12 protein-coding genes and 1 pseudogene are annotated in these 13,898 nt (G+C 45.2%); 12 read left to right on the top strand and 1 reads right to left on the bottom strand.

What is annotated here, in order from left to right; all coding sequences use genetic code 11:
• Positions 1-5: 5 nt before the first annotated feature.
• The 11 genes and pseudogenes from ACOV1R_RS03055 (at position 6) to ACOV1R_RS03005 (ending at position 10,899) form a co-directional block, all read left to right on the top strand.
• Positions 6-956, top strand: coding sequence for a thymidylate synthase (locus ACOV1R_RS03055; RefSeq protein ID WP_003640579.1), 951 nt, complete (start codon positions 6-8; stop codon positions 954-956).
• Positions 957-965: 9 nt separating this feature from the next.
• Positions 966-1,457, top strand: a complete 492-nt coding sequence (locus ACOV1R_RS03050) for a dihydrofolate reductase (RefSeq protein ID WP_003640578.1) — start codon at positions 966-968, stop codon at positions 1,455-1,457.
• A gap of 106 nt (positions 1,458-1,563) precedes the next feature.
• Positions 1,564-2,415, top strand: a complete 852-nt coding sequence (locus tag ACOV1R_RS03045; protein ID WP_003640577.1) for a DegV family protein — start codon at positions 1,564-1,566, stop codon at positions 2,413-2,415.
• A 149-nt stretch (positions 2,416-2,564) separates the two neighbouring features.
• Positions 2,565-3,509 carry an SGNH/GDSL hydrolase family protein gene (locus ACOV1R_RS03040; protein WP_043993018.1) on the top strand — a complete coding sequence of 315 codons (945 nt, stop codon included), beginning with the start codon at positions 2,565-2,567 and terminating at the stop codon, positions 3,507-3,509.
• Positions 3,510-3,521: 12 nt separating this feature from the next.
• Complete coding sequence (locus ACOV1R_RS03035; RefSeq protein ID WP_003640575.1) at positions 3,522-4,166, top strand: YpmS family protein; 645 nt, start codon at positions 3,522-3,524, stop codon at positions 4,164-4,166.
• An 11-nt stretch (positions 4,167-4,177) separates the two neighbouring features.
• Positions 4,178-4,399, top strand: a complete 222-nt coding sequence (locus ACOV1R_RS03030) for a YozE family protein (RefSeq protein ID WP_003640574.1) — start codon at positions 4,178-4,180, stop codon at positions 4,397-4,399.
• Between the two features lie 29 nt (positions 4,400-4,428).
• Complete coding sequence (locus ACOV1R_RS03025; RefSeq protein ID WP_003640573.1) at positions 4,429-5,907, top strand: S41 family peptidase; 1,479 nt, start codon at positions 4,429-4,431, stop codon at positions 5,905-5,907.
• Between the two features lie 367 nt (positions 5,908-6,274).
• Positions 6,275-7,750 carry an MFS transporter gene (locus tag ACOV1R_RS03020; protein WP_003640572.1) on the top strand — a complete coding sequence of 492 codons (1,476 nt, stop codon included), beginning with the start codon at positions 6,275-6,277 and terminating at the stop codon, positions 7,748-7,750.
• 273 nt (positions 7,751-8,023) lie between these two features.
• Entirely contained in the window at positions 8,024-9,082 is a 1,059-nt protein-coding gene (locus tag ACOV1R_RS03015) for an LLM class flavin-dependent oxidoreductase (protein WP_021357062.1), read from the top strand.
• Positions 9,079-9,777, top strand: coding sequence for an NADPH-dependent F420 reductase (locus ACOV1R_RS03010; RefSeq protein WP_128485032.1), 699 nt, complete (start codon positions 9,079-9,081; stop codon positions 9,775-9,777). The genes ACOV1R_RS03015 and ACOV1R_RS03010 overlap by 4 nt, the downstream gene beginning before the upstream one ends.
• Positions 9,778-9,963: 186 nt before the next feature.
• Positions 9,964-10,899, top strand: a pseudogene (locus ACOV1R_RS03005) (restriction endonuclease).
• Positions 10,900-11,148: 249 nt separating this feature from the next.
• Here ACOV1R_RS03005 and ACOV1R_RS03000 read toward each other — a convergent pair.
• Positions 11,149-12,078: a LysR family transcriptional regulator gene (locus tag ACOV1R_RS03000; protein ID WP_013355560.1), complete on the bottom strand. Its 930-nt coding sequence runs from the start codon at positions 12,076-12,078 to the stop codon at positions 11,149-11,151.
• Positions 12,079-12,267: 189 nt separating this feature from the next.
• Between ACOV1R_RS03000 and ACOV1R_RS02995 the strand changes: the two genes are divergently transcribed.
• Positions 12,268-13,416, top strand: a complete 1,149-nt coding sequence (locus tag ACOV1R_RS02995; RefSeq protein ID WP_003640567.1) for a cobalamin-independent methionine synthase II family protein — start codon at positions 12,268-12,270, stop codon at positions 13,414-13,416.
• The last annotated feature ends 482 nt before the right edge of the window (positions 13,417-13,898 follow it).

Below are 13,898 nucleotides of genomic sequence, written 5' to 3'. Positions count from 1 at the left end.
ATCGCATGTTAGAAGATAGTTATTTACAACTCGCGCGCACCATTTTAGAACACGGCACGTATAAGGATGACCGTACCGGCACGGGAACATACAGTGTGTTTGGTTACCAGATGCGCTTTGACCTGAGTCAAGGCTTCCCGTTATTGACGACCAAAAAAGTTCCCTTTGGACTGATCAAGAGCGAATTACTATGGTTTTTGCATGGTGATACGAATATTCAGTATTTATTGCAACATCACAACCATATCTGGGACGAATGGGCGTTCAAAAATTGGGTTACGAGTGCCGATTATGACGGCCCTGATATGACGAATTTTGAACACCGCCGGCTAGATGATCCTGACTTTGCGCCGATTTATCAAGCTCAGATGCAGACCTTTGATGACCAGATCTTGACAGACGACGCGTTTGCGGCCAAGTATGGTAATTTGGGTGACGTTTACGGTGCGCAATGGCGTCACTGGCAAACGCGTCAGGGAAAGACGATCGATCAAATTGCCAATGTGATTGAAATGATCAAGACGCATCCGGATTCGCGGCGGTTAATCGTTTCCGCTTGGAATCCAGAAGATGTGCCGAACATGGCGTTACCACCGTGTCATACTCTGTTTCAATTCTATGTCGCGGATGGTAAGCTCTCTTGCCAACTCTACCAACGTTCAGGCGATGTCTTCCTAGGTGTGCCATTCAATATTGCGAGTTATGCGTTACTAACACATCTGATTGCTAAGGAGACGGGCCTAGCAGTGGGCGAGTTCGTGCATACGTTGGGTGACGCGCACATTTATACTAACCATGTGGAACAAGTTAAAACGCAGTTGACCCGGCAACCTCGGCCAGCACCCCAGCTGACTTTAAGTGGGGCTCATGACAGTATTTTTGATTACCAAATGAGTGACATCAAGCTCAGTGGTTATGATCCCGCACCGGCAATCAAAGCGCCGGTCGCGATTTAGGAGGCCGCAATGATTGCATTGATATGGGCAGAAGATCAAAATGGCCTGATTGGCAACCAGGGCCAGCTTCCCTGGCATTTACCAGCAGATATGCAGCGGTTCAAAGCGCTGACGACCGGACACCATGTCGTGATGGGGCGCAAGACTTTTGCGGGCTTTAAACGCCCGCTCCCACGGCGGACCAATTGGGTGCTCTCACGTCAGTCTGATTTAAAGTTGCCACCGGAAGTCCATCAACTAGCAGATGTGGCGGCGATCCAAACACTCGCGGCTGCCCATCCGGATGAACCGATTTTTGTCATTGGTGGTGCGGTGGTGTTTGAAGCCGTGTTACCGGTGGCCGATTATTTATATCGGACGCGTATCAACGCAAGGTTTGATGGTGATACTTGGATGCCGGCCGTGGATTACACGCAGTGGCAGCTGGTGAGCCAACAAATTGGGACGGTGGATGAGAAAAATCAATATCCGTACGAATTTGATGATTTCCGCCGTCGTTAATTCAGTGGCAACCGTGAAACTCAGGCAGATTTCTGCTATACTGAAAGCATTAATTTTATTGTAACGATCGTTTAAACGTTACAAGTATAAGAAAGCGTGGCAAAGTATGACGAAAATCAAGATTGTGACCGATTCTTCGGCAAATTTGACGGATGCCGAGGTAAAAAAATACGATATTACCGTGATTCCGTTGACTGTCATGATCGATGGCACCATTTACGTGGAAGATGAAACGATTACGCGTGAAGAATTTATTGACAAGATGGCAACGGCTAAATCTTTACCAAAGACGAGCCAACCGGCACTCGGAACGTTCATTGAAACGTTTGATAAGTTAGGTGCGGATGGCGCGAGTGTGATTTGTATCAATATGCTCGAAGCCATTTCAGGAACAGTGCACACGGCGGAACAAGCGGCTTCGATTACGAAGACCGATGTCACCGTGATCGACGCTCGGACGACCGACCGTGCGATGGCCTTTCAAGTTTTGACTGCTGCTAAGTTAGCCCAGAGTGGTGCTGACAAACAGGCGGTCATCGATCAGATTCATGCGACTCAGGCCCATACAAAGCTATTCATGGGCGTAATGACCCTGAATAACCTCGTTGCTGGTGGTCGAATCAGTCGTCTGACGGGGGCAATCAGTACGCTACTGAATGTTAAGATTGCCTTGGAAGTTGATGACGGCACCCTAGATGTGAAGATGAAGGGGCGCGGTGTTAAGGCGATTAATAAGTTTTTTGATAAGGTTCTCGACGATATTATTGCAACGCCGAACGTCGCCGAAGTTGCAATCTCTCACGTTGGCGCCACGGAGCGCGTGGAAGAATATCGGGCGCGCCTACAAGCGGCTTTACCAAGTCTCAAGATCAGTGTTCAACCAACGGTGCCAATTATTGCGACCCATGGTGGCCCGGGTGCGTTTGCCGTGGAATATCATACGCAAGCGCCAGCGTAAAGTGAGCGGTGTCCCACAGGCGACTTGTCTACGAGCACTAATGGCAAATGGTGATCGTCCCAACAGGGGATGGTGACCATTTTATTGTTCAAAGATGAGTTAGCTCTGATTAAATGGACTGCTCAACGGTGAAGAAAGGTTGGATGCCAATGTCCAAAGTTAAAGAAACCATCAAAATCATTTTAGTGGTGGCGGTGTTAGCGGTCGGGGTGTTTTTCGGGGTCAATTATCTGCTGCATCCGCAAAATGAATCGGCGACGACTACCCCAACAACGACTAAAAAGACCACTGCCAAGAAGACGCCCCAAAAGGCGAAAATCAACTTGGTCGCGGTCGGTGACTCCTTAACCGAAGGGGTCGGCGATGAGTCCGAGGGTGGCTACGTTGGTCAGATCAAAAAAACGTTGACGACTAAGCAAAAGCTGAAGGTGACGACCACGAATGCTGGTAAGTCCGGTGATCGGAGTGACCAGATTTTAGCACGCATTAATAAGTCGAAAGTGTTACAACAGAAAATTGCCAAGGCGGATGTGATTACTGTGACGGTTGGCGGTAACGACCTCTTGCAAACGCTCGAAGGGTCCCTAACTTCTAACAATACGGCCAAAAATAACGCGACGGTTGCTAAAGCGCAAACTTTATATGCGAATAAACTAACTAAATTATTTAATAAATTACAAAGTTTGAATGGCACTGCGTCAGTTTTTGTCTTTAGCATCTATAATCCAATTTATGTGAACTTTCCAAATGTGACGTCGATCACGCACTACATTAGCCAGTGGAATGATCAGACACAGACGACGGTTAGTCAATACAAGCACACGTATTTTATGGATATCAATTGGACCATGTCACACGGCCAGTACAAGACGGCAGCCCAGATTCGCAAGTTGAAGAAAGCAGCGAGTGCCACGACCTTAACTAGCTTAACCAGCTCAAAGGCCATTACTGGCGCTTTAGAGACAGAAAACAAGACGAATGATTTGATTTCGACTGCTGATAATTTCCATCCCAATAAGCGGGGGTATCGTGTGTTTACAACCAAACTGTATCAGACCATGATGGCCCATGATGCGTGGTTAATCAAAAAATAGGGAGGTAATGAGATGCGGGAAGCACAACGAAACAAGCAGGCATCAGCACCTAAAAATCCGAAGACAAACGGTCCAATCAATGTTTGGAAATGGGTCGCCGTTGTCTTGATTGCGTTGATTGTCGGCACCGGTGCTTACGTCGGCACCCAGGTCTTACGATCGCCTAGCGAAAGCACTAGTTTGACGGCTGCAAGCAATACGGATGCGGCTAGTGTGCCGATTACAATGAATCGAAAACAATTAAACGCCCTTGCGAGTTATTATTTGAATGATCTACAAAAGGGCCAAGACATGAAATATCGCTTCGTGGTCCGGTCTACCGGCGCTTATTTGCTCGGAACGACGCAGGTACTGGGTCAGAACGTGTCGTTTGTGATCACGATGCAACCAAGTGTCATCGATAACGGCAATATTTCGTTGAAAGCAACCAATTTATCGGTCGGGACGATGTCCTTGCCAATCAGCTTTGTGATTAATTATATTAATAATAATTACAAGACACCTAAGTGGGTCAAGTTGAATGCCAAGAAGAAGACAATCGACCTCTACTTGAATAAATTAGTTGGTAAACATGATGTTCGTTATAGTGTAGATAAGCTTGATTTGAAGAATAATCAGTTCAAGTTCGAAATGCATATTCCAAAAACTAGTGACTAAGGAGTGAATTCATGCATAAAACATTTTATACATTCTTGATGACGCAACGGAACCCAGACAGTACCGATGCCATTGCCGAATTTGCCAATAATGCGTTTTTGGATCAATCGTTTCCAAAGCAGAGTAAAGATTTTCACGAACTCTCACAATATTTGGAATTGAACGCTGGTTATTTGCCAACGATGACGGTCTTTGATGACGCGTGGCAAGCCTATTTGGCAAGTGAAGCTTAAATTAATTTGTAGGAAAGAGGACGTTCGGTATGCCAGAGGAACCCAAACAAACTAATCCGCACATAAAAAAAGTGCCCCGGCCCAAGCGACGCGTTGGTCTATGGACCTATATTATTTCCATTGTCGTCGCATTAGGCATTGGGGTGGGTGGGACGTACTGGCTGATTGGTCGGCAAGTCAATGCCCAGCTCAGCAGTATGCAGCAGACTAGTAAAGCAATGAAAAAGATCGAATCAGTTTATGAAACGATCAATGAGAATTACTACAAACCGGTCAATGCGAATAAGTTGGCCAACGGTGCCATTAACGGCATGGTCAATTCGTTAGGTGATAAATTTTCCGAGTACATGGACAAGAGCGAGACGGAAAGCTTGAATGACACGATCGACAGTTCGTTTTCTGGAATTGGTGCCCAGGTTCAAAAATCTGGCAACTATGTTCAAATTATTTCACCAATTGCTGGTACGCCAGCTAAGAAAGCTGGTTTGAAACCGAAGGACATTATTAAGGCGGTCAATGGCAAGTCAGTGGCCGGTAAGACCTTGACACAAGCCGTTAGCATGATGCGTGGTAAGATCGGTACGACGGTCAAATTGACGATTGAACGCAGTGGTCAAACCTTTACCGTAAGTTTGAAGCGGGCTAAGATTCCAGTGACGACCGTTGATTATAAGTTAGTCGGTGGCGATAAGAAGATCGGTTATATTACGGTATCGACCTTCTCGACGAATACTGCTAAGGAATTTAAGACGGCGTTGAAGGCACTCGATAAGAAGGGGGCCAAGAAGTTAGTCATCGATATGCGTGGTAATCCTGGCGGGTTGATGACGGCTGCCTTGAAGATGGCCTCAATCTTCTTGAAGAATGGTAAGACGATCATGCAGGTCCAAGCACGCGATGGTTCGACCGAAAAATACACGGCGTCCAAGAAGTATGATGGTGGCTTTAAAGAAACGAAGCCAACGACCGTCTTAATTGATGGTGGGAGTGCTTCGGCAGCTGAAATCTTCTCCGCAGCCTTGCATCAATCGGCAGGTGTTAAACTGGTCGGGTCACAGTCATATGGTAAGGGGACCGTTCAAACGGTGACGACTTTTAATGATAAGACTGAGATGAAGATCACGGTCGCGAAGTGGCTGACACCAAACGGCACTTGGATCAACAAGAAGGGCTTGACACCTGATGTTAAAGCTGATGAGCCGAGTTATGCAAGCTTGACGGTTATTAGCAAGGTCAGTGATTTACAAGCTGACAAGGTCAATAGCAATGTCAAGACGTTCCAGAAGTACTTGCAAGCCTTAGGTTACTTTAAAGGAACCGTTAATGGCTACTTTGGTGATTCAACCACCAGTGCGGTCAAGCAGTATCAAAAGCATGCCAAGTTAACGGTCAATGGCAAGGTCGATAAACAGACACTGACTAAGATCGAGACTGAATTAGCTAATAAGATCAGTGATAATGATCGGGCTTACGATGCAGCAATGAAATTGATTGAAAAGACAAATTAGTTCAAAGCTGATTCGTATATTTTAAAAGGCGTAACCGAAATCCGCATGGCTTTCGGTTATGCCTTTTTAGTTGCGGAATTTTAATGCGGTACCGTCAACGAAGCTTTGACAAGATGGAGGTGGATCTACGAATTAGGCTCAAAAATGGCTTGTCACGGGTGGCTTTATAAATCGGCAGTGGAAAGTCTTGTTCATCATGAATTTAAATCAAGATTTAGACTTGCCTTGCGGTGGGGGTAAAGCGGTATACTAGAAATTGTGCGTTAATTGATCAGTATGAAATAGTGAATTTCAACGGGTTGGATTGAGGTAACTTTTAGCTGAACGACTGGCGAGATGTTTAGCAATTATAGAAAGAAGTTTTGTTGTGAATCGACGGGCCATTTATTTTGTTCAGGGCGCCCTGTTACTATCGAACGTTATGGCTGGTATCGATAGTACGAATGTCAATACGGCGCTACCAGCAATTATTGCGGATTTACACGGTCTACGGTTAATGGCGTGGATCGTCGCTGTTTTCTTACTAGGAACGGCAGTTTCGACCTTGATCTGGTCAAAAATGGGTGAGCGCTTTGGTAATAAGCGAGCTTATCAAATGACGACGGCACTCTTTATTGTCGGCTCCTTACTACAAGGATTAGCACCCAACATCTGGTTTTTGATTATTGCTCGGGGTGTTGCGGGTCTCGGCAACGGGGGGATGATTTCCTTACCTTACATCATGTATGCGGACATTTTTAAGAATCCGCGTGATCGAATGCGGGCACTGGGACTAGTCTCGGCTTGCTTTAGTATGGCAACGATTATTGGCCCCATGGTCGGTGGTGTGATTGTCGATGTGTGGTCTTGGCACTGGATCTTTTACCTCAACGTACCAATTGGGATTGTCTCAGCCGTGCTGTTACAAATCTTCTATCAAGAACCTAAGCGGGAACATAACTTGCAACCAATGGATCGTGCAGGGGCGTTATTGATGGCGGTTGGGATCATCAGTTTGCTTGGTGGTATTGAACTGATCGGCATGGTGTCGTTATGGATTGTCGCGATCGTGATCGTGGGGGCGCTCATTGTGTTGGGCAGTTTAACCATCGTGGAACGTCGCGCTGTGGACCCGGTTATTCCGGGCCGCCTGTTTAAGAACGCGCCGTTAGTGGTCGATTTCGTCTTATTTGTGCTTATTTGGGGCGCGTTCGTTGCCTTTTTGACGTACAGTCCGATGTGGGCTCAGGGCTTGCTAGGGACGTCAGCGTTAATTGGGGGAGCCACGCAGATTCCAAGTGCTTTTGCTAATTTTGGGGGTAGTGAATCAGTTCCCCGCATGCGGCGGCACTTGACGCCCCATCGCGTCTTGACGATCAATATTATCATTTTGACGCTGACCTTCGTTCCATTGATGATTGGCGGTGTTAAGCTTCCATACTGGGTCTTACTCTTAGCTGGCTTCTTTGAAGGTTGGGGCAATGGGGCCTGCTTTAATGAGCTGCAGGTTAAGGTCCAAGTAGACGCTGATCAACGTGACATTCCAGTTGCGACTTCGTTTAGTTATTTGATTCGGATGCTCAGCCAGACGTTTACCACGGCTATCTTTGGGCTAATCATGAACCAAGCTCTGACTAGTGGGGTGGCACGATCGGATGGTAAAATCACCATGGCGATGATGAACCAGTTAAGTGATGCTAGTCGGGCGGGCCGGCTACCAGCGCACCTAGTGCCGATGATGCGTGGCATCTTACACACTGGACTACAAAATATCATGATTGTTGCGTTCGGATTAATGATCGTCGCTTTAGTGATCAACTTATGGGCACAACGTCATGAGACGCAACGGCAGGCCCAGAGCTAGATAGCATGTGCAAACTTGATTTTTGCAATGATGATTGGTTCGGAACAACTTACGGAGAGGTATTCTAATTGAATACCTCTTTTTATTCTGTGCGATGCTTGTATCGCTGAATTACTACCGAACCGGAATTCATCCAATTGGCAGATTGTTTTAATCATGATTGAAGGTGACTGTCAAGCTGTGCCTATCAGTTGCATTTAAAGAGATAATACGATATATTAACATCAACAACTTACTAAAAGTAAGTAAAACAAAAGTAATGGGGGCATTAAGATGATTGATGTTAATCAACTAGAATTTGGGTTAGAAACATTTGGGGATATTGTGGCGAACACGGATGGTAGTTTACAGTCGGCGGGAGAGTCATTGCGCCAAATCGTGCGCGAAGTTCAGTTAGCGGATCAGTATGGGCTGGATGTTTTTGGCATTGGTGAACATCACCGACCAGACTACAGTGTCTCAAGTCCGGAAACGGTGTTAGCAGCCACCGCTGCCGTGACCCAGCACATCAAATTAGCGTCAGCAGTAACGGTGCTGAGTTCCGATGACCCGGTTCGAGTTTATGAACGGTTTGCAACGTTAGACGGTCTGTCTAATGGGCGCGCCCAAGTGATGTTAGGACGGGGGTCGTTTACCGAATCGTTCCCGTTATTTGGCTATGATTTGACGGATTATGATGACCTATTTAACGAAAAACTCGCACTATATGACCAATTGCGAACGGAAAAGCCGGTGACTTGGTCGGGTAAGTTTCGGGCTTCGTTAACGAATCAAGACGTGTATCCAAAGACAGCTACTGGTGAACTTGAGACTTACATTGGGATTGGTGGTTCACCAGAATCAATTATTCGCGCGGCTAAGATTGGCTATAAAGTCATCATTGCAATCATCGGTGGTCGGGCGGACCGATTTAAACCGTATATCAAGCTGTATCATGAAGCCGCTAAAAAGTTCAATCAGCCAGCTTATCCGATTGCGGTGCATTCACATGGATTCATTGCGGATGATCAGGATGAGGCCTTGACGGTGGCTTATCAAAATATCAAAGCTAATTTTGATCGCATTGGATTGACCCGGGGATGGGCGCCAATGAGTCACGAACAATTTGACCGTGAAACCAAATACGGGTCGTTTTATGTTGGGACGCCGACCGTGGTTGCGCAACGGATCGCGACGACGATTGAAACACTAGGGCTGGGGCGCTTTGACTTGGTATACGGGGCCGGTAATCAAACGGCGGCTCAACGTGAACGGATGATTGAATTGTATGCGACACAGGTGATTCCACAAGTTAAAACTATTTTACAAGCGAAGCAGGTGACGACCAAATGACAGTCAAAAACGTTGGAATCCTCGGCGCCGGTAAAGTTGGTATCGTCTTAGCGGAACTGGCATTGGCGGCCGGGTATGACGTTCGCATTTCGGGCTCTGGCAAAGTAAGCAAAATTGAACTAACGATTCAAACACTAGTTCCGGGTGCAATTGCGGCGGAAAATCAGGATGTCATCGCCAACAGTGAGTTAATTATTTTAGCATTGCCGCTGAGTCGTTACCGGCAAATCCCGGCTACGGCGCTTGATGGCAAACTTGTAATTGACGCTATGAATTATTGGTGGGAAACAGACGGGGTACGGGAAGAAGTTCTGGATCCCCAGACGTCCTCCAGCGAACAAGTCCAGCAATACTTCAAAGGGAGCCATCTGGTTAAAACACTGAACCATATGGGTTATCATAATCTGCAAGAAGACGCCAGACCTAATGGCGATCCGGCGCGGAAGGCCCTATTGGTAGCTGGTGATGAGCCCCAAGCCGTAGCAACTGTGGCCCACTTTGTGGAGACGCTTGGGTTTGATCCCATTAGCTATCCCCGACTGGCGGATGGTATTATGACTGAACCCGGCAGTCCGTTATTTGGGGCCAGTTTAAGTGCGACCGCGCTTCAGCAAATCATTGATCATTTTGATGAAACTGATTTTGGTCGTGCGCTTGCGGCCAAACATGCATTGGATGTTGGAACAAACAAGTAGCTAAACCAAACTAAAATGTGGCATTCAACCTGAATGTCGTATTTTTTCGTGATCTTAGTTGGTTAGATGGGGAAACGCACAACGCAAGACTAATTCAAACATGATAGAATAAATTTTGAAGCCGAATATTGACAGTTTGCTGTGTCAAAAAATAGTTGGCATTAAATTTGAAAGTTGGCATTTGAGATGAGTTATAAGCGTTGGAATGTAGAGAAGGCAATCGTTTTAGCACTACGGGAACTTGGTGGAACAGCCTCACGAAAAATAATACGCCAGACAATTGCTACAAATGAATATGTTAATCTGAAGTATGAGGATGTCTATGATACTAAAGTCAGTGCACGGACCGGAAGAGCGTATAATCCCTTCCTATACGATTTCAACTTTGGGTTAAAAAATCTACTTACAGTTGGCTATATTAGTTCCATGTAATGGGGAAAGGAAATTTCACTGACAAGTATCGGCAGAACTGCTGAATTATCAAATTATCCGACCTCTGAACAAACCCAACTAGTTACGAACTATTGGAATCAAAAGACACGTGAAAGAGTACATCGGAAATTAACAGCAATGCAGGAATCTGATGACAAGTTGGCAGATAGGGATGAGGATCTGGTCGTAATCGATGATCCAGAGTCGCGACAAGATGCAGATGAATCACAATGGAAGAGTGATTTAATTGAATGTTTAAAAAAATTCAATTCTGGAAAGTTTGAAAACTTTTCGCGAGCATTGATTTCAAAAATGGGTGTGACCATTGATAAAAATCGTGGTGTGGTACGTTCAGCTGATCACGGTATCGATGGCTTTGGCTATTTTAAATCCGACGAGTTTCGTACTAGCCGGGTGGCAATACAGTGCAAACGGTATACGCAGGACCAGGTATCCGAACCTGAAATTGATAAATTTAAGGGCGTCATGGATAGTTTTAATGCTGAATATGGTATCTTTGTGACAACTAGTCATTTCACTAACCGAGCTAAAGCTAAGGCGATGCAGGGAAATAATACGGTAACACTAATTGATGGTCAGGAGTTAGCTGATTTAGTTGAAAAATATGAATTACAGATTACCCCTATTAAAACATATACTTTAAATGCATATTATTATGAACAAGATTGATTGAATTTTGAGTGTGTTGAAATCTCATCAATAAATTAAGATAAAAAAACTGATATCCCCGCTGAGTTAATCCATACTCAGCGGGGGTTTTGAAAAAGGATATATATGATGTTTAAATGGTTTAGGTGTCCTGCTTTAGTGAAGGCGATTGCGGTTTGGACATTAAAGCCTTGATCAAATTGCAAAAAACAACCCGCCACTGTATGTTGTTAACAAAAAATGAATTCAGTCACGTCATGTGTCGATCAGTCAATTATTATTAAAAACGTCAAAGCCATATCCTTGAATGTGCTGTTTCAATAGTGTCAAATAGCGCTGGGCCGTAGCGCTCAATTCGATTTTCTTATGGCGCAGGTATCCAAGGGTCATTGCATCATCCACTTTTAGTGGAATCGCCACAATTTTTTCGTCATTGAGTTCACTGCTGATGATGCCTGAACTGATCGTATAGCCGTTTAAACCCACCATCAAGTTGAAGATCGTTGCCCGATCACTGATGCGGATATGCTTTTTATGAGGTAGCGTACTGAGGATTTCTTCTGCAAAATAAAAGGAACTCGTATCGCCTTGCTCATAAGAGAGGTAGGGATAGTCTCGTAGGTCATCCAAAGTCAGTTCTTGCTTGTGCGTTAATGGGTTATCACGACCGACGAAAACATGCGGGCGAGCCTCGAATAGCGGTACGAAGCTTAAGTCTTTGTCAGCAATTAAACGGCTAAGCACGGTCTGATTGAACTTATTAAGATAAATGACGCCGAGCTCGCTTTTCAAAGTCTGAACGTCATTGAGCACGTTGGCCGTTTCAGTCTCGCGTAATGTGAACTGATAGGTATCGCCACCAATTTCCTTGACTAATTCGACAAAGGCGTTCACGACAAACGCATAGTGTTGCGCAGAGACACTAAAGATACGCTTGCGAACGGTTCCCTGACCAAAATGTTCGTTGAGTAAATTAACTTGGTCGAGGACACTGCGAGAATAGTTAATGAATTCACGGCCCGTATCCGTCAAAGTGATCCCCGTTTTATGACGATAAAACAGCTGTACTTGATATTCCTTTTCGAGTTCTTTCATTGCTTGGGATAATGAGGGTTGGCTGATAAATAACTGTTTGGCCGCCTCGTTGATCGAGCCAGTCGTGGCAATTTTTTCTAAGTAGCGCAATTGTTGAATACGCATTAAGTGCACCTCCTGAGAAATGTCTGGTTTCAGTATCTAATTAACGCATGATTGTAGCTGGTGTGATTGAATAAATTATTTAGGTTATAGGTATTGCCTATTATATCATCAATGCAATCAGTCTTATCTATTTTTTAATCAGATTGTTATAATAAACTCATTAAGACAGACACGGAGGATGATTACATTATGACAAAAACACATTTCCAATTGGTCGGCTCACTCTTACGCCCGGCTAGTTTACTTACTTATAAAAATCAAATCGAACATCGTGACGATATTCAATACCCATTTTATGAGGCTTTGCCGGGCTACCAGGCTGCCGAAACAGCGGCAGTGAAGACGGTGATTGCCACCGAAAAGGCGCATGGGATTGATGTGCTAACGGATGGCGAATATACGAAGTCAATGTGGCATTTGGATTTTATTTGGGGGTTTAGTGGTGTTCGGCGGTTTATTGCGGATGAAGGTTATAATTTTCGCGATCATGACGGCAGTGATTTTGAAACACGTAAAGATATTGGCATTGAAATCACAGCACCACTTTCTGGCAAGCATCATCATTTTATTGATATTTATCAGCAACTTAAGTCACAAGCCGATGGTAATGACGTTAAATTAACGATCTGGAGTCCCGCACACGCCTTTGTTGAGTTTGGATACATCGATAAGCTATATGGCCCTGACCAGATTTACAAAACTGTTGATGACTTGCATGCAGGCTTACTCGGGGCGTATAAAGAATTCTTAACGGATTATCAAGCTGCGGGTGGCAAAATCATCCAATTCGATGACTGCTTGTGGGAAGTGTTTGCCAGTGATAATCAGCAAAGTCCCTTTGGTGCTGGAAATGGCAGTCTCCAAGAATTAGCTGATGTAGCCGTCAACACCAATAATGAGTTAGTTGATTTTGGCCATCAATTAGGGTTGAAAGTTTGGACGCATAATTGTCGTGGTAATTATGAAAGTCGGCACTTTGCAGAAGGCAGTTACAATACGATTGCTAAGAAATTCCTGCATGACCAACACTACGACCGTTTCTTCCTTGAATGGGACGATGACCGCGCCGGTGATCTTTCAGCGCTCAAGGTACTTGAGGACCGGCCGAATGTGGAAGTCGTCTTGGGCCTGTTATCCAGTAAGACCAATACCTTAGATGATGAAGATCGCGCGTTACGGTTACTGACGCAAGCTAGTCAAATTTTGAATAAGAACCAGTTATATTTATCTCATCAATGCGGCTTCGCTTCGTGTGACTCAGGCAACGAGTTAACGGCGGCTCAGCAGTGGGCAAAGATTGATCAGGGACAAAAGATTGCGGCTAAATTCTGGGATTAAGTCACGTCAGTTAATTAGCTGACGGCTATCAAACGACAATCAAACAAGCGCGATGTTGCGGCCATCTTGATGATGAAGGCTGTGACGTCGCGCTTATTTGCAGTTGTAGTAGGTGAACTGTGTGTATGATCGTATCGGTGGACGTTAACGTTAAGGACGGTTATGCGATGTGCTTGGACTAACGAGCTAATTGACAGCTACCGCAAGCTTGCAGCCAATAAAATGGGGTCGATGTTCCGGTTAGCTAAATTAACGTGTGGAAGTATTGGGCAGCAGATCAATGGTCGGTTTCAAAGCATGGTCGGTGTAAACATGGTAAAATATAGATTGCTGCATCATGCCAGTCCTGGACTAGCAAGCGTCCGGTATTTTAGTTCATGGGCGGCATAGCGACCAACGATTTCGTTGAATGAATGCATTAGTGGCGGTTGGTGCACAGCACTTAAGCATGTCGCCACTGGAGCTAGCAGCATCGGCTTGAC

Source organism: Lactiplantibacillus sp. YT640 (genome assembly GCF_049745435.1).
In the GTDB taxonomy this organism is placed as follows: domain Bacteria; phylum Bacillota; class Bacilli; order Lactobacillales; family Lactobacillaceae; genus Lactiplantibacillus; species Lactiplantibacillus plantarum.
The sequence above is the reverse complement of the archived record's forward strand: the minus strand, read 5'-3'. Positions and strand labels throughout refer to the sequence as shown.

Excerpts from the sequence above, each read along its gene's own strand:
- ACOV1R_RS03050 (WP_003640578.1), top strand. The coding sequence starts at position 966 with ATGATTGCATTGATATGGGCAGAAGATCAAAATGGCCTGATTGGCAAC.
- ACOV1R_RS03025 (WP_003640573.1), top strand. The coding sequence starts at position 4,429 with ATGCCAGAGGAACCCAAACAAACTAATCCGCACATAAAAAAAGTGCCC.
- ACOV1R_RS03015 (WP_021357062.1), top strand. The coding sequence starts at position 8,024 with ATGATTGATGTTAATCAACTAGAATTTGGGTTAGAAACATTTGGGGAT.
- ACOV1R_RS02995 (WP_003640567.1), top strand. The coding sequence starts at position 12,268 with ATGACAAAAACACATTTCCAATTGGTCGGCTCACTCTTACGCCCGGCT.
- ACOV1R_RS03055 (WP_003640579.1), top strand. The coding sequence starts at position 6 with ATGTTAGAAGATAGTTATTTACAACTCGCGCGCACCATTTTAGAACAC.
- ACOV1R_RS03030 (WP_003640574.1), top strand. The coding sequence starts at position 4,178 with ATGCATAAAACATTTTATACATTCTTGATGACGCAACGGAACCCAGAC.
- ACOV1R_RS03045 (WP_003640577.1), top strand. The coding sequence starts at position 1,564 with ATGACGAAAATCAAGATTGTGACCGATTCTTCGGCAAATTTGACGGAT.
- ACOV1R_RS03035 (WP_003640575.1), top strand. The coding sequence starts at position 3,522 with ATGCGGGAAGCACAACGAAACAAGCAGGCATCAGCACCTAAAAATCCG.
- ACOV1R_RS03010 (WP_128485032.1), top strand. The coding sequence starts at position 9,079 with ATGACAGTCAAAAACGTTGGAATCCTCGGCGCCGGTAAAGTTGGTATC.
- ACOV1R_RS03040 (WP_043993018.1), top strand. The coding sequence starts at position 2,565 with ATGTCCAAAGTTAAAGAAACCATCAAAATCATTTTAGTGGTGGCGGTG.
- ACOV1R_RS03000 (WP_013355560.1), bottom strand. The coding sequence starts at position 12,078 with ATGCGTATTCAACAATTGCGCTACTTAGAAAAAATTGCCACGACTGGC.